Raw genomic sequence first — 23,525 nt, forward strand, 5'->3', positions numbered from 1 at the left:
GGGAGTTCCTCGACTCGACGAGGCGGAAAGGGGACGCCTGATCGCCGCGCGGACCGTGCTTCACGGTCGGCGCGGGCCGGGGCGGGCCCTATGCCAAGAGGAGGAACATGCGGGCAACTTAACAGCGTGGGGTGGGGGTCGCCATGGGATTTCGAGCCGGGGTCAGCTCTCCGTCAGACCCGCCACCAGCTCGTCCGCGGCGCGGTAGGGGTCCAGCTCCCCGCCGACGATCCGTTCCGCCAGCGCGCTGAGCCGGCGGTCGCCGTGCAGGTCGCCGATGCGTTCGCGCAGGGTGGTCACGGCGATGGTCTCCACCTCGCGGGCCGCACGGGCCAGCCGGCGCTCGGCCAGCACGCCCCGCTCCTCCATCCAGGCGCGGTGCTTCTCCAGCGCCTCCACGACCTCGTCGACGCCCTCCGAGCGGGCGGCGACCGTCTTGACGATCGGCGGGCGCCAGTCGCCCGGACCGCGGGACTCGCCAAGGCCCAGCATGTGGTTCAGCTCGCGGGCGGTGGCGTCGGCGCCGTCGCGGTCGGCCTTGTTGACGACGTACACGTCACCGATCTCCAGGATCCCGGCCTTCGCCGCCTGGATGCCGTCGCCCATGCCCGGCGCCAGCAGCACCACCGACGTGTCGGCCTGGGAGGCGATCTCGACCTCCGACTGGCCCACGCCCACCGTCTCGACGAGGATCACGTCGCAGCCCGCCGCGTCGAGCACGCGGATCGCCTGCGGGGCGGCCCAGGCGAGGCCGCCCAGATGGCCGCGGGTGGCCATGGAGCGGATGTAGACGCCGGGGTCGGAGGCGTGCTCCGACATCCGGACGCGGTCGCCCAGCAGGGCACCGCCGGAGAACGGGGACGACGGGTCGACGGCCAGGACGCCGACCCGCCTGCCCTGCTTGCGGTACGCGGTGACGAGCGCGGACGTGGAGGTCGACTTGCCCACGCCGGGCGAGCCGGTCAGACCGACCACGTACGCGTTGCCCGTCAGCGGGGCCAGGGTCTCCATGACCTCCCGCAGCTGCGGGGACGCCCCCTCCACCAGGGAGATCAGCCGGGCCACGGCACGCGGCCGGCCCTCCCTCGCCTGGGCGACGAGTGTGGAGACGTCCTGCATCACAGCTCCGTTCAGGAAGGCACGTACGACAGATACGTACGAAGGAGGGTCTCAGGCCTTGGGTACCCGCACGATCAGGGCGTCACCCTGACCGCCGCCGCCGCACAGCGCGGCCGCGCCGACACCGCCGCCCCGGCGCTTGAGCTCCAGGGCCAGGTGCAGGACGAGCCGGGCGCCGGACATGCCGATGGGGTGGCCCAGGGCGATCGCCCCGCCGTTGACGTTCACCTTTTCCGTGGACACGCCGAGGTCCTTCATTGACTGGACCGCGACGGCCGCGAAGGCCTCGTTGATCTCGATGAGGTCCAGGTCCTCGACCCCCAGGCCCTCCTTCTTCAGGGCGTGCAGGATCGCGTTGGACGGCTGGGACTGCAGGCTGTTGTCCGGCCCGGCGACATTGCCGTGGGCGCCGATCTCGGCGATCCACGCGAGGCCCAGCTCCTGCGCCTTGGCCTTGCTCATCACGACGACGGCCGCCGCGCCGTCCGAGATCTGCGAGGAGGTGCCGGCGGTGATCGTGCCGTCCTTGGTGAACGCCGGGCGCAGCTTGCCCAGGGACTCCACGGTGGTGTCGGCGCGGATGCCCTCGTCCTTGCTGAAGACGACCGGCTCGCCCTTGCGCTGCGGGATCTCGACCGGGGTGATCTCGGCCTCGAAGACGCCGTTCTTCTGGGCGGCGGCGGCGCGCTGGTGGGACAGCGCGGCGATCTCGTCCTGCTCGGGGCGCTGGATGCCGAGGCGGGTGTTGTGCTTCTCGGTGGACTGGCCCATCGGGATGTTCTCCCAGGGGTCGGTCAGGCCGTCGTACGCCATGGCGTCGAGCATCTCGATCGCGCCGTACTTGAAGCCCTCGCGGGACTTCGGCAGCAGGTGCGGGGCGTTGGTCATGGACTCCTGGCCGCCCGCGACGATCACGTCGAACTCGCCGGCGCGGATCAGCTGGTCGGCGAGAGCGATGGCGTCGAGGCCGGACAGACACACCTTGTTGATGGTGAGCGCCGGGACGCTCATCGGGATGCCCGCCTTCACGGCGGCCTGGCGTGCCGGGATCTGCCCCGCCCCGGCCTGGAGCACCTGGCCCATGATGACGTACTGCACCTGGTCGCCACCGATCCCCGCACGGTCGAGGGCGGCCTTGATCGCGAAGCCGCCGAGGTCGGCTCCGGAGAAGGACTTCAGCGAGCCCAGCAACCGCCCCATGGGCGTACGGGCGCCCGCGACGATCACCGAGGTCGTGCTGTTCGATCCAGACATGAGCTGCGATCCCCTTACCGGCTGCACTGCCGAGGAGTGAACGAGGGTTTACCTCAAAGGTACTGAGTGGCACTCCGTGCCGTCATCGGGCCGTCGGTGTGATCGCGCGCACGTTGCGTAACCATCCGAAGCGCGCTGCACTGACAAACATGCTGACGCGAATCGACCACATCGGGATCGCCTGCTTCGACCTCGACAAGACCGTCGAGTTCTACCGGGCCACATACGGCTTCGAGGTGTTCCACTCCGAGGTCAACGAGGAGCAGGGCGTCCGCGAGGCCATGCTCAAGATCAACGAGACCTCCGACGGCGGTGCCTCCTACCTGCAGCTTCTCGAGCCGACGCGGCCGGACTCGACCGTCGCGAAGTGGCTCGACAAGAACGGCGAGGGTGTCCACCACATCGCCTTCGGCACCGCGGACGTGGACGCCGACGCCGCCGACATCAAGGACAAGGGCGTGCGCGTGCTGTACGAAGAGCCGCGACGTGGCTCCATGGGGTCACGGATCACGTTCCTGCATCCCAAGGATTGCCATGGCGTACTGACAGAACTGGTCACTTCGGCGTCTGTTGAGTCACCTGAGCACTGACCCTCGTACAGAGGGGCCGGTAGGGTTGGGGGCGGTCGCTCCCGAGCGAGGGGTGGCCGCACGCCGGGGTCCGGGTTTCGGGGGGCGAGCGTCGGGGCAGCAGCCCATGCTCCGCCGTTGATCTGACACCATTCCCCGGGGGCCCCGTTCGGCGGAGGACGGAGCTCGTATGGGCAGACCTGCGACCAGGGGACGGATGGGACCGCGCAGTGCGGGGCTACGAACGCCAGGAGCGAGAGCCGGCGGCTGACGTCGACCACCTCTCTCGGTTCGAGGCCGAGATGGATCGGCTGAAGACCGAGCGGGAGAAGGCGATCCAGCACGCCGAGGACCTCGGCTACCAGGTCGAGGTGCTGCGCGCCAAGCTGCACGAGGCGCGCCGCACCATCATGTCCCGCCCCGACTTCGGCGGCGGCGACCTCGGCTACCAGGCCGAGCAGTTGCTGCGCAACGCCCAGATCCAGGCCGACCAGCTGCGCCAGGACGCCGAGCGCGAGCTGAGCCAGGCGAGGGCGCAGACCCAGCGCATCCTGCAGGAGCACGCCGAGCAGGCCGCGCGGCTGCAGGCGGAGCTGCACCAGGAGGCGGTCACCCGCCGTCAGCAGCTGGACCAGGAGCTCGCCGAGCGCCGGCAGACCGTCGAGTCGCACGTCAACGAGAACGTGGCGTGGGCGGAACAGCTGCGCGCCCGTACGGAGGCCCAGGCGCGCCGGCTGCTGGAGGAGTCCCGTGCCGAGGCCGAGCAGGCCATGGCGGCCGCCCGCGCGGAGGCCGAGCGGCTGACCCGGGAGGCCCGCGAGCGGCTGCAGACCGACGCCGAGGCGGCCCGCGCGGAGGCCGAGCAGATCCTGCGCCGGGCCCGCACCGACGCCGAGCGGCTGCTGAACGCCGCCTCCACGCAGGCCCAGGAGGCCACCGACCACGCCGAGCAGCTGCGCTCCTCGACCGCCACCGAGTCCGACAGCGCCCGCCGTCAGGCACAGGAGCTGAGCCGGGCCGCCGAACAGCGCATGGCGGAGGCCGAGGAGGCGCTGCGCAAGGCGCAGGCCGAGGCCGACAAACTGGTCACCGAGGCCACCGCACAGGCCGAGAAGGCCCTGTCGAGCGCCGAGTCGGCCAACGAGCAGCGCACGCGCACGGCGAAGGAGCAGGTCGCCCGGCTGGTCAGCGAGGCCACCAAGGAGGCGGAGGCCACCAAGGCGGACGCCGAGCAGGCCGTCGCGGACGCCCGCGCCGAGGCCGAGCGGATCGTCGCCGAGGCCTCCGAGAAGGCCCGCACGATCACCGCCGAGGAGAGCGCGACCCAGCTGTCCAAGGCGGCCAAGACGGCCGAGGACGTCCTCAACAGGGCGCAGGAGGACGCGCGGAACACCACCAAGGCGGCGGCCGAGGAGGCCGAGCGGATCCGTTCCGAGGCCGAGGCCGAGGCGGACCGGCTGCGCGCCGAGGCGCACGACCTGGCCGAGCAGCTCAAGGGCGCCGCCAAGGACGACACCAAGGAGTACCGCGCCAAGACGGTCGAGCTGCAGGAGGAGGCCCGCCGGCTGCGCGGCGAGGCCGAGCAGCTGCGCGCCGACGCGGTCGCGGAGGGCGAGAAGATCCGCGCGGAGGCCCGCAAGGAGGCCGTGGCGCAGATCGAGGAGGCGGCCAAGACCGCCGAGGAGCTGCTGTCGAAGGCCCGGCAGGACGCGGACGAGCTGCGCCAGAAGGCCACCACCGACAGCGAGAAGGTCCGTACGGAGGCCATCGAGCGGGCGACCACGCTGCGCCGGCAGGCCGAGGAGACCCTGCAGCGCACCCGCCAGGAGGCCGAGCGGCACCGCGAGGAGGTCGTCGAGCAGGCCGAGGGCATCAAGGCCGACGCCGAGCGGGCCGCGCTCGAGCTGCGCGAGGAGACCGAGCGGGCGATAGAGGCCCGCCGGGCGGAGGCCGCCGCCGAGCTGACGCGGCTGCACACGGAGGCCGAGGAGCGCCTGGCCGCCGCCGAGCAGGCGCTGACCGACGCCCGCGAGGAGGCGTCCCGGATCCGCCGGGAGACCGCCGAGGAGACGGAGCGGCTGCGCGCCGAGGCCGCCGAGCGCATCCGTACGCTGCAGCAGCAGGCCGAGGCGGAGGCCGAACGCCTCCGGGACGAGGCCGCGTCGGACGCGTCCGCCTCGCGCGCCGAGGGCGAGGCCATCGCCGTACGGCTGCGTTCGGAGGCGGCGGCCGAGGCGGAGCGGCTGAAGTCGGAGGCGCAGGACGCGGCCGACCGGATGCGGGCAGAGGCACTGGCCGCGGCCGAGCGGCTGGGCGCGGAGGCCTCGGAGACGCTGGCCGCCGCGCAGGAGGAGGCCAACCGGCGCCGGCGCGAGGCCGAGGACACCCTCGGTGCCGCGCGGGCCGAGGCCGACCAGGAGCGTGAGCGGGCCCGCGAGCAGAGCGAGGAGCTGCTGGCCTCCGCCCGCAACCGGGTCGAGGAGGCGCAGGCCGAGGCGGTCCGGCTGGTCGAGGAGGCCGACCGGCGCGCCAACGAGATGGTGTCGGCGGCCGAGCAGCACGCCCAGCAGGTACGGGACTCGGTGGCCGGGCTGCACGAGCAGGCCCAGGAGGAGATCACCGGGCTGCGCAGCGCCGCCGAGCACGCGGCCGACCGCACCCGGCGCGAGGCGCAGGAGGAGGCGGACCGGGTCCGCGCCGACGCGTACGCCGAGCGGGAGCGGGCCAGCGAGGACGCGGGCCGCATCCGGCGCGAGGCGGCCGAGGAGACGGACGCGGCGAAGGCGCTGGCCGAGCGGACCGTCGGCGAGGCGATCGCGGAGGCGGAGCGGCTGCGCTCGGAGACGGCGGAGCACGCCCAGCGGGTGCGTACGGAGGCTTCCGACGCCCTCGCCGAGGCCGAGCAGGCGGCCGCGCGCACCCGGGCGGACGCCCGTGAGGACGCCAACCGCATCCGTTCGGACGCGGCGACGCAGGCCGACACCCTGATCACCGAGGCCCGCAACGAGGCCGAGCGGCTCACCACGGAGACGATCCGCGACACCGACCGGCTGCGCAATGACACGGTCACTGAGGCCGAGCGGGTGCGGGCCGAGGCGGTCGCCAAGGCGGAGAACCTGCTCGCGGACGCCACCGGGGAAGCGGAGCGGCTGCGCGCCGAGGCCGCGGAGACGGTCGGCGCGGCCCAGCGGCACGCCGAGCGGATCCGCGGCGAGTCCGAGCGGGTCAGGTCCGAGGCGGCGGCGGAGGCCGAGCGGCTGGTCAACTCCGCGCGCGAGGAGGCCGAGCGGACGCTCGACGAGGTGCGCAGGGAGGCCAACAAGCGGCGCCAGGACGTGGCCGAGCAGGTCGACACGCTCATCACGGAGACCACGGCCGAGGCGGACAAGCTGCTGACGGAGGCACAGCAGCAGGCCCACAAGACCACCGCCGACGCGGAGGCGCAGGCCGACTCGATGGTGGGCGCGGCCCGCACGGAGGCCGACCGGCTGGTCTCCGAGGCGACGGTCGAGGGCAACTCGCTGGTGGAGCAGGCCCGTACGGACGCGGACGAGCTGCTGGTCGGCGCGCGCCGGGACGCCACCCAGATCCGCGAGCGCGCGGAGGAGCTGCGCGACCGCATCACGGGCGAGATCGAGGCGCTGCACGAGCGGGCCCGCCGCGAGGCCGCCGAGACGATGAAGTCGACCGGCGACCGCTGCGACGCGCTCATCAAGGCCGCCGAGGAGCAGCTGGCCAAGGCGCAGGCGAAGGCCAAGGAGCTGGTCTCGGAGGCCAACTCCGAGGCGGGCAAGGTCCGTATCGCCGCGGTGAAGAAGGCCGAGGGCCTGCTGAAGGAGGCCGAGCAGAAGAAGGCGGCGCTCGTGCGGGAGGCCGAGGAGCTGAAGGCCGAGGCGATCCGCGAGGCCAAGGCCACGGTCGAGGAGGGCAAGCGCGAGCTGGAGATCCTGGTGCGCCGGCGCGAGGACATCAACGCCGAGATCTCCCGGGTCCAGGACGTGCTGGAGGCACTGGAGTCCTTCGAGGCTCCCGCCGGGGGCAAGGACGGTGGCGTCAAGGCGGGCGCGGCGGTCGGCGCCCCTCGTTCGGGTAAGCCGTCGGACGGCTAGTCGGACAGCTGACCGACAGCAATTCGGGTGCGGTCTGGGGCCTTTGACCAAGTTTTTGGCAAGCCGTCCCGGGGTCAGCCACTCAAAAGGGGTGTCATTCTCCAGATCAAACACGTATCCGCTCGATGACACACCGCTTCGGCCCCTAGGATTCCCCCTATCACCTCACCGGTCTCATTTGACAGGAACCCCATGAGCGACACTTCCCCCTACGGCTTCGAGCTTGTGCGGCGTGGGTACGACCGCGCTCAGGTGGACGAACGCATCTCCAAGCTCGTCTCCGACCGTGACAGCGCTCTCGCCCGCATCACCGCTCTGGAAAAGCGCATCGAGGAGCTCCACCTCGAGACGCAGAACGCCCAGGCTCAGGTAAGCGACGCGGAGCCGTCGTACGCCGGTCTCGGCGCGCGTGTCGAGAAGATCCTGCGCCTCGCCGAGGAAGAGGCCAAGGATCTGCGCGAGGAGGCCAGGCGCGCGGCCGAGCAGCACCGCGAGCTCGCCGAGTCGGCGGCCCAGCAGGTCCGCAACGACGCGGAATCGTTCGCGGCGGAACGCAAGGCCAAGGCCGAGGACGAGGGCGTCCGGATCGTCGAGAAGGCCAAGAGTGACGCGTCGCAGCTGCGTTCCGAGGCGCAGAAGGACGCGCAGTCCAAGCGTGAGGAGGCGGACGCCCTCTTCGAGGAGACCCGCGCCAAGGCCGCACAGGCCGCAGCCGACTTCGAGACGAACCTGGCCAAGCGCCGGGAGCAGTCCGAGCGTGACCTGGCCTCGCGTCAGCAGAAGGCCGAGAAGCGTCTCGCGGAGATCGAGCACCGCGCCGAGCAGCTGCGCCTGGAGGCGGAGAAGCTGCGCACCGACGCCGAGCGCCGCGCCCGTCAGACGGTGGAGACGGCTCAGCGCCAGGCCGAGGACATCGTGGCCGACGCCAACGCCAAGGCCGACCGGATCCGTTCGGAATCCGAGCGTGAGCTGGCCGCGCTGACCAACCGCCGCGACTCGATCAACGCTCAGCTGACGAACGTCCGCGAGATGCTCGCGACGCTGACCGGTGCGGCCGTGGCCGCCGCCGGTTCGCCGGCCGAGGACGAGCCGATCTCCCGCGGGGTCCCGGCGCAGCAGTCCCGGTAATCAGCAGCACGCTCAGAGGCCCGTACCGTCTCCCCCGGAGGTGCGGGCCTCTTGGCGTGGTCGGCGGACGTTGCCCGTGGCGTCGCCCTCTGTTTGCCCGCCCGGGTGGCAGTCGCCCAACCGGCGTCCTAACGTGGCCGCATGATCGAGCTCGAGGGGCTGACCAAGCGGTACGGCGAGAAAGTGGCGGTCGACAACCTCACCTTCACCGTCAGACCCGGCATCGTGACCGGCTTCCTCGGGCCCAACGGCGCCGGCAAGTCGACGACGATGCGGATGATGCTGGGGCTCGACCGGCCGACCGCGGGCGACGTACGGATCGACGGCAAGCACTACGACCGCCTCAAGGACCCGCTGACGTACATCGGCGCCCTGCTGGACGCCAAGGCCATGCACGGCGGCCGCAGCGCCTACAACCACCTGCTCTGCCTCGCCCAGAGCAACGGCATCCCGAAGAGCCGGGTGGCCGAGGTGCTGGACACCGTCGGCCTCACCGCGGTCGCGAGGAAGAAGGCCAAGGGGTTCTCGCTGGGCATGGGCCAGCGGCTCGGCATCGCGGGCGCGCTGCTGGGCGATCCGCGGATCCTGATGTTCGACGAACCGGTCAACGGGCTCGACCCCGAGGGCATCCACTGGATCCGCAACCTGATGAAGTCCCTCGCCGCGCAGGGGCGGACGGTCTTCGTGTCGAGTCACCTGATGAGCGAGATGGCGCTGACCGCCGACCACCTCGTGGTCATCGGGCAGGGCCGGCTGCTCGCCGACACGTCCATGGCCGACTTCATCGAGCGCAACTCGCGGTCGTACGTCCGCATCCGCACCCCGCAGCGCGAGCGCCTGCTCGACGTGCTGCACCAGGCGGGGGTGACGGTCGTCGAGGCCGGCAGCGGGGCGCTGGAGGTGGACGGCGGCAAGGCCGAGCAGATCGGGGAACTGGCCGCGCAGCACCAGATCGTGCTGCACGAGCTGAGCCCTCAGCAGGCCTCCCTGGAGGAGGCGTTCATGCAGCTGACCGCCGAGTCGGTCGAGTACCACGCACACACCGACACGCCCGTCGACCGGCCCCGGCCGTGGGGCGAGGGCTGGAACAGGAGCTGAGCATGGCCGCGATCCAGGTCGTACGGTCCGAGTGGACCAAGATCCGGTCGGTGGCCTCGACCGTGTGGACGCTGTCCCTCGCGGTGGTCGTCACCGTCGCCCTCGGCATGCTGATCTCGGCACTGTCGAAGAACGAGTTCGACAACATGAGCGCGAAGGACCGGCTCTCCTTCGACCCGACCTTCATCAGCTTCGCCGGCATGACCCTCGGTCAGCTCGCGATGATCGTGTTCGGGGTGCTGGTCGTCTCCAACGAGTACAGCACCGGCATGATCCGTACCTCGCTGGCCGCGGTACCGCAGCGCGGCACCTTCCTGTTCAGCAAGATCTCGGTGGCGACCGGGCTCGCGCTGGCCGTCGGCATGGTCACCAGCTTCGTCGCCTTCTTCCTCGGTCAGGCGATGCTCGGCTCCCACCGGGCCTCGATCGGCGACCCGCACGTGCTGCGCGCGGTGATCGGCGGCGGGATCTACATGGCCCTGATCGCGGTGTTCTCGATGGGCGTCGCGGCGATGCTGCGCTCGCCGATGCTGTCCCTCGGCATCCTGATGCCGTTCTTCTTCCTGATCTCCAACATCCTGGGGAATGTGTCGGCGACCAAGAAGATCGGCCGGTATCTGCCCGACCAGGCGGGCAGCAAGATCATGCAGGTGGTGCCGAGGATCGACGACGACACGCCGTACGGCCCCTGGGGCGGGCTCGGGATCATGGCGCTGTGGGTGGTGGCCGCGCTCGCCGGCGGGTACGTACTGCTCCAGCGGCGGGACGCCTGACCTGGGCCGACGGGACGCCCGAAAGCGGCCGGTCGGCGGCCGGCCTTTTACTTCCTCTTGAGCGGAACCGTCAGCGCCTCGATATCCTCCTAACCCTTACGGGGGCGTGTGCCCCGCTGTCCTGAACCTTTCGATGGGTGCGGAGCATGATCGAGGCTGTCGGCCTGACCAAGCGGTACGGCGACAAGACCGCTGTGTACAACCTGTCCTTCCAGGTGCGGCCCGGGGCCGTCACCGGCTTCCTGGGGCCCAACGGCTCCGGCAAGTCGACGACGATGCGGATGATCCTCGGGCTGGACAACCCCACGGCGGGGCAGGTGACGATCGGCGGCTACCCGTACCCCAAGCTGCCGAACGCCCCCCGTCAGGTGGGCGCGCTGCTGGACGCCAAGGCCGTGCACGGCGGCCGCTCGGCCCGCAACCACCTGCTGTGCCTCGCCCAGCTGTCCGGCATCCCGGCCCGCCGGGTCGACGAGGTGCTCGGCGTGGTCGGCCTGCAGGACGTGGCGAAGCGGCGGTCCAAGGGCTTCTCGCTCGGCATGGGGCAGCGGCTCGGCATCGCCGCCGCGCTGCTCGGCGACCCGCAGGTGCTGCTCTTCGACGAGCCGGTCAACGGGCTCGACCCCGAGGGCATCCTGTGGGTGCGCAACCTGATGAAGGCGCTCGCCGCGGAGGGCCGTACGGTCTTCGTCTCCTCGCATCTGATGAGCGAGATGGCGCTGACCGCCGACCACCTCATCGTCATCGGGCGCGGGCAGCTGCTCGCCGACATGAGCGTGACGGACTTCATCTCCGCGAACTCCGCCGACTTCGCGCGGGTGCGGACTCCGGACACCGAGCCGCAGCTGCGCGAGAAGCTGACGTCCGCGCTGACGGAGGCGGGCGGGCACGTGCTGCCGGAGCAGGACGGCGCGCTCCGGATCACGGGACTGCCGCTCCCGCGCATCAGCGACATCGCGCACGACGCCGACGTACGGCTGTGGGAGCTGTCCCCGCATCAGGCCTCGCTGGAGGAGGCGTACATGCGGATGACGCAGGGCGCGGTCGACTACCGCTCGACCATCGACCAGAAGGAGGGCCTGATGCAGCCCCTCCCGCCCGGCGCCCAGCCCCCGGTCCAGATCCCGGTCCCCGGCCAGGGCCAGCCCGGCTGGTACGCCCCGCCTCCGCCGGGACACGGGGGCCGGCCGTTCGCGATGCCGGGTCCTTACGGCGGCGCGGGACAGCCGCCCGCCGGCCCCTACGGCGGTCCAGGAGCCCCGGCAGCGGGCCGGCCCAGCCCCTACGCCCAGCCGACGTCTCAGCCGTCCCAGGAGCCGCAGCAGGCCCCGGCCGCCTCCACGACTCCGGCACCACCACAGCCGCCCGCCCGGCCGACGGATGCCGCGCAGCCGTCCGCGCCGCAGGACGCCGCCCCGGCCTCTGCCCCGGCCCCCGCCCCGTCCGCCGCTCCCGCCGACCTGACCAAGCCCGAGGACGCACGATGAGTACCCCGCAGCCCCCGATGCCGCAGGCCGCCGTACCCGACTGGCAGGGTGGCGTGGCCGGTTCGCCGTACGGCGGTTACACCTCGCCGATCCCCGTCGTGCGCACGCACCTCGGGCACGCGATCGCCTCGGAGTGGACGAAGATCAGGTCGGTGCGCTCCACGATGTGGACGCTCGGCGTCTTCCTCGTGCTGGTCGTCGGGATCGGTCTGCTGGTCGCAGCGCTGGTCGAGGCCAACGCCTCCGAGGACAGCCTGGCCGGCGACAACCCGCTGTCCTTCGGCGTGTTCGGCCTGCTGCTCGGCAGCATCTGCATCATCACGCTCGGCGTGCTGACCACCGCCTCCGAGTACGGCACCGGAATGATCCGGACGACGATGACGGCCTGCCCGTCCCGCAGCCGGGTGCTCACGGCGAAGGCCATCGTGTTCTTCGCCGTCGCCTTCTCGGTGACCTTCGTGTCGGTGCTGCTCGTCGCCCTCGCGGACGTCTCCATCCTCAGCGGGGCCAGGTCCCCCTCCACCCAGGAGTGGCTGAAGGGCACGCTCGGCATCTCGCTGTACGTCGCGCTGCTCGGCCTGCTCTCGCTCGTCCTCGGCTCCGTCATCCGGCACTCGGCGGGCGCCATCACCATCATGATCGGCGTCGTGCTGGCCCCGCTGGTGCTCGCCCTGTTCATGTTCTCGGAGTCTTTGAGCGGACTGCGCGACGCCCTGTTCAACTACTCGATCCCGAGCCAGATGAGCGTGTTCTACACCACGTCCCTCACCAACGACGGCCCCACCGGCTGGGACCCGCTGTGGATCGCCCTGGGTGTGACCGCGGCCGCCTTCGCCGGCGCGGTGTCGCTGCTGCAGAAGCGCGACGTCTAGCGGGCGGCCGGAACCGGCTCAGAACTTCGGCGCGTTACGGGACCGCTGCACCCGCGTGGTGCGGCGGTCCTTCGCGTTCCAGCAGGCCTTGTGCCAGTGCCGCCGGTCGTCGACCCCCGCGTGCTCCGGCCAGGCCACCACGTGCGGGACGCCGGAGGCGATGAGCTGGTCACAGCCCGGGCAGCGGTACGTCTTGCCCTGCGCGCTCGCGCCCGCCACATGGCGCACGCTCCACTCCTCGCCCTGCCAGCTCTCCGTCGACTGCCAGCCGCCGTAGCGGCCGGGGCGGTCGTCCTCGGCGCTCCGGCCGGAGGAGGACGACGGATCTGCTCCCTTGGGTCGGTTGCGACGCGGGGACACGGGACACCTCACGGGGCTATACAGGAACCTGGGGCCGCCTCCAGCCTACGGGTCCAGGACAGGGGTACGCGTAGGGGACCAACCCCCTCAAGTCCCCACTGCGGCCATCCATTCTGCAGACAATCCGCAAATCTCTTCGCCAGGCCGTGTCCTCGTCACGTGTCGGACGGTTATGCCGCGTGGGGGAGCTCCGCGTCGGAGCCAAGGAAGCAGGAAAAGGCAATGCACGTAGGAACGTTCGTGTTGGCGGCCCAGTTCCCGGGCCAGGGGCACGGGGAGGCCTTGCACCGCGCGATCCGCTCGGCCGAGGTCGCCGAGGATGCCGGTCTGGACTCGGTCTGGCTGGCCGAGCACCACTTCGTGCCGTACGGGACGTGCCCGTCGGCGATCACGCTGGCGGCTCTGCTGCTGGGCCGCACCAGCCGGCTCCGGGTCGGCACGGCGGTCAGCGTGCTGCCCACCGCCCACCCGGTGGCGCTCGGCGAGCAGGCGGCGCTGCTGCACATCGCCTCCGGCGGCCGTTTCTCGCTGGGCGTGGGGCGCGGCGGCCCGTGGGTCGATCTGGAGGTCTTCGGTTCCGGCCTCGCGGCGTACGAGAAGGGGTTCCCGGAATCACTCGATCTGTTGGTGCGCTGGTTGCGCGAACCCTCGGTCGGGACCGCCGGGGAGCGCTTCAGCTTCCGTGAGGTGCCCGTGGTCCCACGGCCGTCGGAGTCCTTGTCGGACGCGCCGGGCCCCGAGGTGGTCGTCGCCTGCACCTCACCGGCGAGTGTGCGGCTGGCGGCCGAGCGCGGACTGCCGATGCTGCTCGGGATGCACGTGGGGGACGAGGAGAAGGCCGAGATGGTCGCGCTGTGGCGGCAGTCGGCGCGCGCGGCCGGGCACGCGCCGGAGCGGGTCCTGGACGCGCCCCATGTCTCGGCCGGCGTCTGCCAGATCGCGGACCGGCGCACGGACGCGGTGGAGGCGCTGACGAAGGCGATGCCGGGCTGGCTGCGGCAGGGGCTCGAGGCCCATGTCACGGTGGACGGGCGGGCCCGGCAGATGCGCGACCCGCTGGCGTACACCGAACTGCTCTGCGGGCTGCACCCGGTGGGCACCCCGCGGCTGTGCGCCGACCGGCTCGCGGCGACCAGTGAGCGGACCGGCATCTCCCGCTTCGCCCTGCTGGTCGAGGGCTCGGGCGATCTGGCGGCCACCGAGGAGAACGTACGGCGGCTGGGCGCCGAGGTCCTGCCCCACCTCGGCTGATCTCGAACTGTGCTGTCCTCCACGGAGCTTGCCGCCCCAGTACTGATGCACCTCCCGCGTACGGAGCGGCAAGCCTGCGACGTGCCGCTCAGCAGTCCCGCAACTCCGGGGACTGGTTGAGCAACTGGCTGCGCACCGAGGTGAAGCGGGCCAGCGTCTCGTCGACGGACGAGTCCAGCGGGAACACCGCCACCCGGTGGCAGTTCTGGAAGGCCAGCCGCACACCGAAGTGCCGCTGCAGGGCGCCGCGTATCGCGTCACTCGCGAGCGCACGCAGCAACTGACCGCGTGCCTGCTCGTCCGGCGGGGGCGTCTGGTTGTCGGCGAACTGTCCACCGTCCACCTTCAGCTGGGCCACCAGGGAGCTGATCATCTCCCATGCGTAGGGCAGGGAGGTCCGGACGCAGTCGACGAAAGCTGCTTCGTCGACCTCGCCTCGCTCGGCCTGTTCGAGTAGGGCCGGTGAGACGTCGAGCGACATGGGTTCTCCTCTCGCACCCCCGTGATTGACAGGGGTTGCCGGACAGATAAGGGAGCCCGCGACTTCGAACACGCGCTGTATACGCATCGCGACCTCCCGTTCACTACGGTATGCAACGGACGGTGACGGCACCAGCAGAATGCGTACATGGGGCGGCCTCTTTGGGCACACAATCGGCCATAAATGAACAGGGGTTGACCCAGGACTTCAGGGGCGAATCGCGTGCCCCGGCACCCGTCGAGTAGCGTTGCCGACCATGCGTCTCGTCATTGCCCGATGCTCCGTCGACTACGCGGGCCGGCTCACCGCCCATCTTCCCTCGGCGCCCCGCCTGATACTGGTGAAGGCGGACGGCAGCGTCTCGATCCACGCGGACGACCGTGCGTACAAGCCCCTGAACTGGATGTCTCCGCCCTGCACGCTGAAGGAGGGCAGCGGCGAGGAGGAAGGTGTGTGGACCGTCGTCAACAAGGCGGGCGAGAAGCTGATCATCACGATGGAGGAGATCCTCCATGACTCCTCGCACGAACTGGGTGTGGATCCCGGCCTGATCAAGGACGGCGTGGAAGCACACCTTCAGGAACTGCTCGCCGACCGCATCGAGACCCTGGGCGACGGCTACACCCTCATACGCCGCGAGTACATGACCGCGATCGGTCCCGTGGACATCCTGTGCCGGGACTCCGAGGGTCAGACCGTCGCCGTCGAGATCAAGAGACGCGGCGAGATCGACGGCGTGGAGCAGCTCACGCGCTACCTCGAGCTGTTGAACCGCGATCCCCATCTCGCCCCCGTCCGCGGCATCTTCGCGGCCCAGGAGATCAAGCCCCAGGCCCGCGTCCTCGCGACGGACCGCGGCATCGGCTGCGCGGTCCTGGACTACGACGCCCTGCGAGGCATCGAGGACGACAAGCTGCGGTTGTTCTGAGAGAGGGTTCTTCTTCTACGGCCGAGGGGGCCGGGTTCGTCGGTACGAACCCGGCCCCCTCGGTGTGTCCCGGCCTCAGATCACCGAGCCCGCCGAACCGCTCGGCGTGCCCGTACCGCTGGTCGTGCCGGCCGGGGCGCTCGACGAGGCGGGCGCGCTGGAGGCGGGGCCGCTGGCGGAGGTGGAGGTGGACGGGGGCGTGGACTCCGACGGCGACGTGGAGGTCGACGGTGGAGTCGTGGTCGGAGGCATCGTCGTCGGCGGTGTCGACGTCGGCGGCTTGGACGTCGGAGGCGAAGTCGGCGGCCGCGAAGTAGCCGGGTGCGAAGGCGACGACGTCGTGCCGCCCCCCGACCCCCTCGTCCCGCTCGGCTTGTCCGAGGGGGCGTTGCCGTAGGACGGCGGGGTCGGGTCGTCCGAGGTGCCGTACGTGCCGTCGGGGCCCGGGTCACTCGGGCGGCTGGTCGCCGTACCCGTGTCGCCGGAGCCGTTGCCGTTCTTCGGGGTGTCCGCGCCCAGGGAGCCGTCGTCCACGCCCTGGCTGGCGGACGGGTTGACGCCGACCTTGTCGGAGGGGTTGTTGGCGTCGTTGTTGGAGGTCGCGCCCAGCGTCACCACCGTGCCGAGCACCGCCACCAGCAGCGCGCCGGCGCCCGCCGCGACGAGGTTGCGCCGGGCGAGCCCGCGGATGCCGGCTCGGTGGGCCTTGGGCGGTGTCCCCGGGCCCGGCGCCGCGCGGTTGACGACGATCGTCGAGGTCTCGCCGGTCGGCGGCGGCAGGGCCGCGACCGCCCCGAAGGCGGCCGGCACCCCGCCCGGCGGCGACTGGGACTCCTCGTAGCGCGCGTCCGGCACCTCCTCCCCCGCCGTCGCCATGAACCCCGGCGCCGTGCCGGTCCGGTCGGCGACCAGGGCGAGGGCGCGGCGGCCGGCCACCGTGCCGCGCTTGTCGGATATCGCGCCGCGCAGCCCGAGGGAGGTCTCCAGCTCGGTGCGGGCCCGCTCGAAGTCCCCGCCGCAGATCGCGAGGATGCCCAGCTCATGGTGGAAGTAGGCCTGTTCGGCGACCTCTCCGGCCAGCCGGGCGGCCTCGGTGCCGGACCGCAGGGCGCGGTCCCAGGCGCTCCAGTGCAGCCCGGCCGCGAAGGCGGGCGCGGCCGTACGGGCCAGCTGGACGGTGACGGCCTCCTCGCCCTCTCCGGGCGGGGTCGTCACCGGCACCAGGACCGCGAGGGCGGCGAGCAGGGCGTCGGCCTCGGCGCACACGCGCTCCGGGGTGACCGAGGGGTGCCCGGCCCACCAGGCGTAGTGCTGGGCGGCGGTCAGCGCGCGGGCCTCGATGTCGTCGCCGTAACCGGCGGCCTCCAGCTGCTGCAGCACACCGGCCGCGAGGCGGTAGCGGGAGCCGACCGGCGAGACCAGTCCGCAGGAGGCCAGTTCGCCGAGGGCCGCGTCCGCGTGGGTGTCGCCGACGAGGGCGGGCAGGTGGGCCTGGTGCGGGATCTCGCCGCCGAGCGCCACGGCGAACCGCAGCGTGGCGCGGGCCGAGTCGCTGAGCCGCGAGGCGAGCAGCGGCGCGGGCGCGGCGGCCTCGCCGAGCGAGGGCAGCGGCAGGTCGTCGCTCTCCTCGACGCCGAAGGGGGTCTCGAAGGGCGCGTCGACGGGCAGCGCGTCGGCGAAGACGCCGAACTCGTCGACGGCGCTCGCGCCGGCCCGCTGCTGGTCGCGCTGGCGCAGCAGGGCGCCGGCCTGGACGAAGCGCAGGGGCAGGCCCTCGGACTCGAACCAGAGGTCGCCGGCCCAGTTGGCCTCTTCCTCGGTGAGCGCCCGGCCGACGGTGCGCTCGATGATGTCCACGCCGCCCGCGCGCTCGAGACCGCCGAGGAAGACCTCCTCGACGACCGCGTCGGCGGACGGGGCGGGCACGTCGGGTGTGGCGCCGATCAGGAAGGCGCACTCGGGCGTCGCGTCGAGCAGCTCGTCGAGGGCGGCGCCGCCGAACTCGATGTCGTCCAGGACGACGACCGCGCCGATGTCACGGACGTATCCGAGCAGTTCGTCCCGTCCCGGACGGTGCAGGGGCGCGTTGTAGACGCTGTAGAAGAGGTCGTGGAGCAGTTCGTCGGCGGTGCGGTGGAAGCCGCTGAGGCGGACCACGCCGTCGGGGGCGAGGTCCGAGCAGTCCTCGGCGACCAGGTCCAGCAGGGCGGTGCGGCCGGAGCCGGCCGGGCCGGTGAGGCGTACCGAGCGGCCGCGCGCGAGCTGGCGGACCAGGCGCTCACGGTCGTCCTGGCGCTCCAGCAGCGGCAGCACGGGCAGGGCCGGTCCGGGCGGAACGGGTGCCTTGGCGGCGCGGGCCACCTCGGCGCGCTCGGCCGGGGTGAGTTTCTCGGGCCGGCCCGGGCGTTCCCCGGGCGGGCAGCTCTCTATCTCGCTGCCGTCGACGGGGTTGACGGTGAGCAGATAGTCGCCGGTGACCAGCTGCACCGTACGCGCCAGCGCGGGCGCGGTCTGTCCGAAGTCGGATGTGAGGGAGTCCCTGGGCGGGCGCGGGCGCGGCGAACCGCCGTCGCCGTCATGGCCGTACTCCTCGGGTCCCCGGTTGTTCGGGTCCATAGGTCATGCCCCCCAAAAGCGCTCGTGTGCCGATACAGCCCCTCCCGGCCTTGCCGCACACCTCGCTGTCGCTTCTGGTCCGGTGCCCGCTCGAGGGTTCTCGGGGTGGCGGGCGACCGAACCCTAAACCTTCGCACAGTATCTCCGACAGCCCGGGGTACCGCGCCGCCCGAGACGTCACAGTCCGGTGAGGATTGCACGTGTCGTACGTTTCGGAACCGAAGCGTCCGGGTGCCCCCGCAGGTCCGCCGTCACACCCGGGGCAGTGACTCCACCCCGATGCCCCCCTCGATCGCCAGGATCCGGTGCAGCCGGGTGGCCACCAGCAGGCGCTGCATCTGCGGGGGTACCTCGCGCAGCACCAGGCGCCGGCCGCAGCGGCCGGCCCGCCGGTGGACGCCCATGATCACCCCGAGTCCGGTGGCGTCCCAGGAGTCCAGTTCGGACAGGTCGAGCACCAGGTCGCCGACTCCGTCGTCGACGGCCGAGTGCAGGACCGTACGGGCGTCCGCCGCGCTGCGGACGTCGAGGCGGCCCCCGACGACCAGCTCGGCGTGGTCGCCCCTGATGTACATATGCGCTCCCCGTGAGTGCGGTGGCGTACTCCATGACGGTGGCTGTGCATCGTCTGACTGCTTCAGCGGCGAAGTGGTTGCCGTCTGTAAGCGAACCGATACCGAATTCACCCCCAGGAGTGAGACTCCCGGGGCTTGTGCGGATTCAGTGGCTGTGCGGTTTCCGTGGCTGGACGTACCGGTGTGTCAGTACGTGTAGAAGCCCTGCCCGCTCTTGCGTCCGATGTCACCGGCGTCAACCATCCGGCGCATCAGCTCCGGCGGCGCGAACTTCTCGTCCTGCGACTCGGTGTAGATGTTGCTGGTGGCGTGCAGCAGGATGTCGACCCCGGTCAGGTCCGCCGTGGCCAGCGGGCCCATCGCGTGGCCGAAGCCCAGCTTGCAGGCGAGGTCGATGTCCTCGGCGCTCGCCACGCCGGATTCGTACAGCTTGGTGGCCTCGACGACCAGCGCCGAGATGAGGCGGGTGGTCACGAAGCCCGCCACGTCGCGGTTGACGACGATGCAGGTCTTGCCGACGGACTCGGCGAACTCCCGCGCGGTGGCGAGGGTTTCGTCGCTCGTCTTGTAGCCGCGGACCAGCTCGACGAGCTGCATCATCGGCACCGGCGAGAAGAAGTGCACGCCGACGACCCGCTCGGGGCGTTCGGTGGCCGCCGCGATCTTGGTGATCGGGATGGCGGAGGTGTTGGAGGCGAGCACGGCGTCCTCGCGCACGAGCTTGTCCAGCGTGCGGAAGATCTCGTGCTTGACCTCGAGCTTCTCGAAGACGGCCTCGACGACGACGTCGGCGTCCGCGGCGGCGTCCAGGTCGGTGGTCGTGGTGATCCGGGCGAGGGCGGCGTCGGCGTCGTGCGCCTCGAGCTTGCCCTTGCCGACGAACTTGTCGTACGACGCCTGGATGCCGCCGACGGCACGGTCCAGTGCCTCGTCGGTGACGTCGCGCAGGACGACGTCCCAGCCCGCCTGTGCGGAGACCTGGGCGATACCGGAACCCATCAGGCCGGCACCGATGACGGCAAGCTTCCGTGCCACTGTGCGACTCCCCTTTGAAACGCCTTGAACCCTGTTCAGGTTGCCTCTCCGGCGGACCCTAGCGCCGATGACCGGCTGTGTGACGGGTTAGTAATGCGCGTCACGTCTCATCTGACGGACATCACACCGGCAGGGGTCATTCAGCGCCCCGGACGGCGTAGTTGAGCACCTCACCCAGCGGAGCTGACCGGCGATCAGATGCGGCATCGGGTCGTGGTCCCCGGCGCCGGTCTCGTGCCGCAGTGCCTCCGCCAGGTTGGCCTGAACCTCCCCCCGATCGCTCACGGCCTGGAGCGCCGATGCTGGCGATGACCGGCCGTCGGTCTCCCGGTGCTCGCCGTGACGGTGGGCACACGTGTGTTCCGGACGGCCGGAGCGTAATTACGCTGGCCGCATGGTCAATCTGACGCGCATCTACACGAAGACCGGCGACAAGGGCACCACCAACCTCGGTGACATGAGCCGGGTCGCCAAGACCGATCTGCGCATCGCCGCGTACGCCGACGCCAACGAGGCGAACGCGGTGATCGGCACGGCGATCGCGCTGGGCGGTCTGGAGGAGGAGGTCGTCAAGGTCCTCACCCGCGTCCAGAACGACCTGTTCGACGTGGGCGCGGACCTGTCGACACCCGTGGTGGAGAACCCCGAGTTCCCGCCGCTGCGGGTGGAGCAGTTCTACATCGACAAGCTCGAGGCGGACTGCGACCGCTTCAACGAGCGGCTGGAGAAGCTGCGCTCCTTCATCCTCCCGGGCGGCACCCCCGGCGCGGCCCTGCTCCACCATGCCTGCACGGTCGTACGCCGGGCCGAGCGCTCCACCTGGGCGGCTCTGGAGGCCCACGCCGATGCGATGAACCCCCTCACCGCGACCTACCTCAACCGCCTCTCCGACCTCCTCTTCATCCTGGCGCGCACGGCGAACAAGGCGACGGGAGATGTGCTGTGGGTGCCCGGCGGGGAGCGCTGAGCCGGGGCGCGCGCTCCCCTCTCTCAGTGGTCCTGTGCCGCGTCCTTGTCGGCCCGGGCCAGGGCGGACTCGGCGGCCGAGACCTTCTGCTGCATCTGCGCGTAGCCGGAAGGAGTGACGGCGGCCTTCCGGGGCGTGCCGGCGTCGTGGGCGCAGCCCGCGGTCAGCGCGATCAGGAGCGCGACAGCGGCGGCTGCCACCTTCGGCCGCATCAGCTCGCGCCGCCGTCGTGGTCCCTGCACCAGTTCTCCACCTCGGCCAGGTCCTTCTGGCGCTGCTCCAGCGTCGGCACCAGGGACTTGCGGAAGGTCAGCCGGTCCTGGAGGTAGGTGGCGATCTCGGAGTGCCCGGCGCTCTTCGCGTTGTCCACCCGCTGCTGCAGCCGGGCGATCGAGCCGCGCCGGCCGGCGCCCGCGTTCAGCCGCTTCAGGGCCCGTTCGATCCGGTGGTCGATCTTCGGGGCCCGCTCGCACAGGGCCCGCGCGCCGTCACCGGTCGGCGTGGCGGAAGGCGCGGGGGTGCCGTCGGCCGCGGCCGTTGCGGTGGTCCCCGCCAGGATCGCCGCCACGGCCGCCCCGGTGAGGAGCGTGCGCCGGCGTCGTCGTACGTACATCTCAGCCTCCGTTCCGCGGACGGTCCCTTCGTCCGTCCGCCCGCCGGGGAGGCTAGGGAGCGTCTTTGGGGAAACTCTGTGACCGGTTTGTCCCGGCTGTGTCGATCAGCCAGTCGCGGTGCGCGGGCAGCGGTCCGCCGGTGGACGGCAGCCGCACCTCGAAGCGGGCGCCCCCGCCCGAGGGGCCGTCCCCGACCGTGACGCTCCCGCCGTGCAGGGCCGCCTGCTGGGCGACGAGGGTCAGGCCGAGCCCGGAGCCGGAGCTGGCGGGCCCGCGCCGGAAGCGCTCGAAGATCCGGGCGCGGGCCTCGGCAGGCACCCCGGGGCCGGCGTCGTCGACGGTGACGACGACCTGGTCGCCCGCGCGCCGCACCCCGACGGTCACCGTCGCCCGGCCCGTCGCGTCCCGTCCATGGGCCAGGGCGTTGGCCAGCAGGTTGTCCAGCAGCAGGCGCAGGCCCGGTTCCCAGCCGTGCACCGTCGGCCCGGGTTCCGCGGCCAGCGTGATCCGGGCGTCCGGGGCGCGCCGCCGGGCCTCGGCCACCGCGGCGTCGGCCGTCTCGGAGACGTCCACGGCCTTGAAGGCCTCCGCCTCCACCAGGTCACCGCGGCCCAGCTCGCGCAGCATGACCAGCAGGTTCAGCAGCCGGGCGTGCTCGGTGCGCAGGTCGGCGAGGACCTCGGTGCGGTCGGGTTCGGGCAGGTCGGGATGGGCGGCGAGGATGTCGAGGTTGGTGCCCATGCTCATCAGCGGGGTGCGCAGTTCGTGCGCGGCGGCCGAGGAGAAGGAGCGGGCGGTGTCCAGCGCCTCGGCGGTGCGGGCGGCCTGTTCGTCGTAGCGGGCGAGGACCGTGCGCAGGGTGGCCGCGAGTTCGTCGACCTCGGTGACCCCGCTCGGCTCGTCGGAGAGCCGGGCGGTGCTGGTGCGCGGGTCGAGTCCGGCGGTACGACGGCCCAGGCGCCGCAGCGGGCCGGTCGCGCCGGTGGCGACCGCCCAGGCGAGCAGACCGGAGAGGGGGACGGCGAGCAGGGTCGTGACGGCCACCCGGCGCCGGACCAGGCGGAGTTGGGCCTGGTCGGCGGCGTTGGGCGAGAAGACCCAGAGGGTGCCCGGGCCGCCCGGGGTGGTGATCGTCCGGGACAGCGCACGCCAGCTCTCGGCGCCGTCCCGCACGGTGACGGGACCCTTCGTGCCCTCGGGCAACGGCACCGAGGCGTCCGGCTGCGGACCGCCGCTGAAGGTGGCGTCCGGGCCGGTGACGCGTACGCCGACGTCGAGGGCGGCGCTGAACAACCGCCGTTCGCGGGTGTCGGCCGCCTTGGGGCGGTTGTTGGCGGTGGCCCGCAGCAGGGCGCGGGCGTCGGGGGCGACGGCGGTGGCACGCGCGCGCAGATGGTCGTCCTCGGCGCTGCGCAGATCATGGTTGACCAGCCGGAGCAGCAGCCAGCCGGAGGCCAGGACGAGCAGCGGCACGGTGAGGCCGACCGCGAGCCCGATACGGGTGGAGAGCCTCACGGTTCGTCCCTCAGCACGAAGCCGACTCCGCGCACGGTGTGCACCAGCCGGGGCCGGCCGTCGGCCTCCAGCTTGCGCCGGAGATAGCTGACGAAGGTGTCGACGGCGTCGGTGCGCACGTCGAAGTCGTAGCCCCACACCCGTTCCAGCAGCTGGTCGCGGGTGAGGACGAGCCCGGCGTTGCGGGCGAGCACCTCCAGCAGCTCGAACTCGCGGCGGGTCAGCTCCAGCGGCCGCCCGTCCCGTTCGGCGGTGCGGGCGCCCGGATCGATCACCAGACCGGCGACCCGGAGCACCTCCCCCGCGGGCGGCCGGCGGCGCAGCAGGGCGCGCAGCCGCAGCACCAGTTCCTGCAGGGCGAACGGCTTGACCAGGTAGTCGTCGCCGCCCGCCTGGAGCCCGGCGATGCGGTCGGCGGTCTCGTCGAGCGCGGAGAGCATCAGCACGGGCAGGTCAAGCCCGTCCGCGCGGAGCCGTTCGCACACCTCGATGCCGCTCATGCCGGGCATCGACACATCGAGGACGAGGACGTCGGGCGGTGCCTCCTGGACCGTGGCCAGCGCCTCCCGGCCGCCGTCCGCCGTGCGGACCCGGAATCCGCTCAGCCTGAGCCCGCGTTCCAGGGAGCGCCGGATGGCCGCGTCGTCGTCCACGACCAGCACGGCCCCGGAACGTTCCTCGCTCATACACCCCTCCTCGCCCACCGCTCGGTCAGCGTACGGGCCTTCGTGGCTCACGCGGCAGCGGCGGTTCGGAGATGACCGAGAGTGGTCC

The 23,525-nt window shown here is 72.0% G+C and carries 21 protein-coding genes; 10 read left to right on the forward strand and 11 right to left on the reverse strand.

Annotation, left to right across the window (positions count from 1 at the left end):
* Positions 1-162 precede the first annotated feature (162 nt).
* The gene (gene meaB, locus ACWCQ1_RS37000) at positions 163-1,119 is read right to left on the reverse strand and encodes a methylmalonyl Co-A mutase-associated GTPase MeaB (RefSeq protein ID WP_358593974.1); all 957 of its coding nucleotides are present in this window, start codon (positions 1,117-1,119) and stop codon (positions 163-165) included.
* Between the two features lie 51 nt (positions 1,120-1,170).
* Complete coding sequence (locus tag ACWCQ1_RS37005; protein ID WP_358593975.1) at positions 1,171-2,373, reverse strand: acetyl-CoA C-acetyltransferase; 1,203 nt, start codon at positions 2,371-2,373, stop codon at positions 1,171-1,173.
* A gap of 149 nt (positions 2,374-2,522) precedes the next feature.
* On the opposite strand from ACWCQ1_RS37005, the gene mce reads away from it, so the two are divergent.
* The 7 genes from mce (at position 2,523) to ACWCQ1_RS37040 (ending at position 12,409) form a co-directional block, all read left to right on the forward strand.
* Positions 2,523-2,963, forward strand: a complete 441-nt coding sequence (gene mce / locus ACWCQ1_RS37010; RefSeq protein WP_133044700.1) for a methylmalonyl-CoA epimerase — start codon at positions 2,523-2,525, stop codon at positions 2,961-2,963.
* A 209-nt stretch (positions 2,964-3,172) separates the two neighbouring features.
* A complete protein-coding gene (gene scy, locus ACWCQ1_RS37015; RefSeq protein WP_451028341.1) occupies positions 3,173-7,051 on the forward strand; it encodes a polarized growth protein Scy in 3,879 nt (1,292 codons plus the stop codon).
* Between the two features lie 192 nt (positions 7,052-7,243).
* The gene (locus ACWCQ1_RS37020) at positions 7,244-8,179 is read left to right on the forward strand and encodes a coiled-coil domain-containing protein (RefSeq protein WP_133044698.1); all 936 of its coding nucleotides are present in this window, start codon (positions 7,244-7,246) and stop codon (positions 8,177-8,179) included.
* A gap of 141 nt (positions 8,180-8,320) precedes the next feature.
* A complete protein-coding gene (locus ACWCQ1_RS37025; protein ID WP_358593978.1) occupies positions 8,321-9,277 on the forward strand; it encodes an ABC transporter ATP-binding protein in 957 nt (318 codons plus the stop codon).
* Between the two features lie 2 nt (positions 9,278-9,279).
* Positions 9,280-10,050, forward strand: coding sequence for an ABC transporter permease (locus ACWCQ1_RS37030; protein ID WP_451028342.1), 771 nt, complete (start codon positions 9,280-9,282; stop codon positions 10,048-10,050).
* A 146-nt stretch (positions 10,051-10,196) separates the two neighbouring features.
* Positions 10,197-11,537: an ABC transporter ATP-binding protein gene (locus tag ACWCQ1_RS37035; protein WP_451028343.1), complete on the forward strand. Its 1,341-nt coding sequence runs from the start codon at positions 10,197-10,199 to the stop codon at positions 11,535-11,537.
* On the forward strand, positions 11,534-12,409 hold the full coding sequence (locus tag ACWCQ1_RS37040) for an ABC transporter permease (RefSeq protein WP_133044694.1): 876 nt from the start codon (positions 11,534-11,536) through the stop codon (positions 12,407-12,409). Before ACWCQ1_RS37035 ends, ACWCQ1_RS37040 begins: the two co-directional genes overlap by 4 nt.
* Before the next feature lie 18 nt (positions 12,410-12,427).
* Here ACWCQ1_RS37040 and ACWCQ1_RS37045 read toward each other — a convergent pair whose 3' ends face one another.
* Positions 12,428-12,769: an ATP/GTP-binding protein gene (locus tag ACWCQ1_RS37045; protein ID WP_133044693.1), complete on the reverse strand. Its 342-nt coding sequence runs from the start codon at positions 12,767-12,769 to the stop codon at positions 12,428-12,430.
* Between the two features lie 222 nt (positions 12,770-12,991).
* Here ACWCQ1_RS37045 and ACWCQ1_RS37050 point away from each other — a divergent pair, with 222 nt between their 5' ends.
* Entirely contained in the window at positions 12,992-14,020 is a 1,029-nt protein-coding gene (locus ACWCQ1_RS37050) for an LLM class flavin-dependent oxidoreductase (protein WP_451028344.1), read from the forward strand.
* Positions 14,021-14,108: 88 nt separating this feature from the next.
* On the opposite strand, the gene ACWCQ1_RS37055 is transcribed toward ACWCQ1_RS37050, so the two are convergent.
* Positions 14,109-14,501 (reverse strand): SCO5389 family protein, encoded by a 393-nt coding sequence (locus ACWCQ1_RS37055; protein WP_133044691.1) that lies wholly within the window; start codon positions 14,499-14,501, stop codon positions 14,109-14,111.
* Between the two features lie 256 nt (positions 14,502-14,757).
* On the opposite strand from ACWCQ1_RS37055, the gene nucS reads away from it, so the two are divergent.
* Positions 14,758-15,429 (forward strand): endonuclease NucS, encoded by a 672-nt coding sequence (gene nucS, locus ACWCQ1_RS37060; protein WP_133044690.1) that lies wholly within the window; start codon positions 14,758-14,760, stop codon positions 15,427-15,429.
* Positions 15,430-15,504: 75 nt separating this feature from the next.
* Here nucS and ACWCQ1_RS37065 read toward each other — a convergent pair whose 3' ends face one another.
* The 3 genes from ACWCQ1_RS37065 to ACWCQ1_RS37075 all read right to left on the reverse strand — a co-directional run bounded on the left by ACWCQ1_RS37065 (position 15,505) and on the right by ACWCQ1_RS37075 (position 19,655).
* The gene (locus ACWCQ1_RS37065; protein ID WP_451028345.1) at positions 15,505-18,045 is read right to left on the reverse strand and encodes an ATP-binding protein; all 2,541 of its coding nucleotides are present in this window, start codon (positions 18,043-18,045) and stop codon (positions 15,505-15,507) included.
* Positions 18,046-18,296: 251 nt separating this feature from the next.
* Positions 18,297-18,620, reverse strand: coding sequence for an STAS domain-containing protein (locus ACWCQ1_RS37070; RefSeq protein ID WP_133044688.1), 324 nt, complete (start codon positions 18,618-18,620; stop codon positions 18,297-18,299).
* Between the two features lie 186 nt (positions 18,621-18,806).
* Positions 18,807-19,655 (reverse strand): 3-hydroxyacyl-CoA dehydrogenase family protein, encoded by an 849-nt coding sequence (locus ACWCQ1_RS37075; protein WP_133044687.1) that lies wholly within the window; start codon positions 19,653-19,655, stop codon positions 18,807-18,809.
* A gap of 394 nt (positions 19,656-20,049) precedes the next feature.
* On the opposite strand from ACWCQ1_RS37075, the gene ACWCQ1_RS37080 reads away from it, so the two are divergent.
* A complete protein-coding gene (locus ACWCQ1_RS37080) occupies positions 20,050-20,622 on the forward strand; it encodes a cob(I)yrinic acid a,c-diamide adenosyltransferase (protein WP_451028346.1) in 573 nt (190 codons plus the stop codon).
* 23 nt (positions 20,623-20,645) lie between these two features.
* Here the strand turns inward: ACWCQ1_RS37080 and ACWCQ1_RS37085 are convergent, their stop codons facing one another.
* The 4 genes from ACWCQ1_RS37085 to ACWCQ1_RS37100 are packed head-to-tail and all read right to left on the reverse strand — an operon-like array spanning position 20,646 to position 23,437.
* Positions 20,646-20,864 carry a hypothetical protein gene (locus ACWCQ1_RS37085; RefSeq protein ID WP_451028347.1) on the reverse strand — a complete coding sequence of 73 codons (219 nt, stop codon included), beginning with the start codon at positions 20,862-20,864 and terminating at the stop codon, positions 20,646-20,648.
* Positions 20,834-21,235, reverse strand: coding sequence for a hypothetical protein (locus tag ACWCQ1_RS37090; RefSeq protein WP_358593983.1), 402 nt, complete (start codon positions 21,233-21,235; stop codon positions 20,834-20,836). Before ACWCQ1_RS37090 ends, ACWCQ1_RS37085 begins: the two co-directional genes overlap by 31 nt.
* A gap of 52 nt (positions 21,236-21,287) precedes the next feature.
* A complete protein-coding gene (locus ACWCQ1_RS37095) occupies positions 21,288-22,751 on the reverse strand; it encodes a sensor histidine kinase (RefSeq protein WP_451028348.1) in 1,464 nt (487 codons plus the stop codon).
* Positions 22,748-23,437, reverse strand: coding sequence for a response regulator transcription factor (locus ACWCQ1_RS37100; protein ID WP_133044683.1), 690 nt, complete (start codon positions 23,435-23,437; stop codon positions 22,748-22,750). Before ACWCQ1_RS37100 ends, ACWCQ1_RS37095 begins: the two co-directional genes overlap by 4 nt.
* Positions 23,438-23,525: the final 88 nt, after the last annotated feature.

This window comes from Streptomyces sp. NPDC002144, from assembly GCF_053593695.1.

Coding starts and splice junctions, on each gene's coding strand:
- meaB (WP_358593974.1), bottom strand. CDS start 1,119: ATGCAGGACGTCTCCACACTCGTCGCCCAGGCGAGGGAGGGCCGGCCG.
- ACWCQ1_RS37005 (WP_358593975.1), bottom strand. CDS start 2,373: ATGTCTGGATCGAACAGCACGACCTCGGTGATCGTCGCGGGCGCCCGT.
- mce (WP_133044700.1), top strand. CDS start 2,523: ATGCTGACGCGAATCGACCACATCGGGATCGCCTGCTTCGACCTCGAC.
- ACWCQ1_RS37020 (WP_133044698.1), top strand. CDS start 7,244: ATGAGCGACACTTCCCCCTACGGCTTCGAGCTTGTGCGGCGTGGGTAC.
- ACWCQ1_RS37025 (WP_358593978.1), top strand. CDS start 8,321: ATGATCGAGCTCGAGGGGCTGACCAAGCGGTACGGCGAGAAAGTGGCG.
- ACWCQ1_RS37030 (WP_451028342.1), top strand. CDS start 9,280: ATGGCCGCGATCCAGGTCGTACGGTCCGAGTGGACCAAGATCCGGTCG.
- ACWCQ1_RS37035 (WP_451028343.1), top strand. CDS start 10,197: ATGATCGAGGCTGTCGGCCTGACCAAGCGGTACGGCGACAAGACCGCT.
- ACWCQ1_RS37040 (WP_133044694.1), top strand. CDS start 11,534: ATGAGTACCCCGCAGCCCCCGATGCCGCAGGCCGCCGTACCCGACTGG.
- ACWCQ1_RS37050 (WP_451028344.1), top strand. CDS start 12,992: ATGCACGTAGGAACGTTCGTGTTGGCGGCCCAGTTCCCGGGCCAGGGG.
- ACWCQ1_RS37055 (WP_133044691.1), bottom strand. CDS start 14,501: ATGTCGCTCGACGTCTCACCGGCCCTACTCGAACAGGCCGAGCGAGGC.
- nucS (WP_133044690.1), top strand. CDS start 14,758: ATGCGTCTCGTCATTGCCCGATGCTCCGTCGACTACGCGGGCCGGCTC.
- ACWCQ1_RS37065 (WP_451028345.1), bottom strand. CDS start 18,045: ATGGACCCGAACAACCGGGGACCCGAGGAGTACGGCCATGACGGCGAC.
- ACWCQ1_RS37070 (WP_133044688.1), bottom strand. CDS start 18,620: ATGTACATCAGGGGCGACCACGCCGAGCTGGTCGTCGGGGGCCGCCTC.
- ACWCQ1_RS37080 (WP_451028346.1), top strand. CDS start 20,050: ATGGTCAATCTGACGCGCATCTACACGAAGACCGGCGACAAGGGCACC.
- ACWCQ1_RS37090 (WP_358593983.1), bottom strand. CDS start 21,235: ATGTACGTACGACGACGCCGGCGCACGCTCCTCACCGGGGCGGCCGTG.
- ACWCQ1_RS37100 (WP_133044683.1), bottom strand. CDS start 23,437: ATGAGCGAGGAACGTTCCGGGGCCGTGCTGGTCGTGGACGACGACGCG.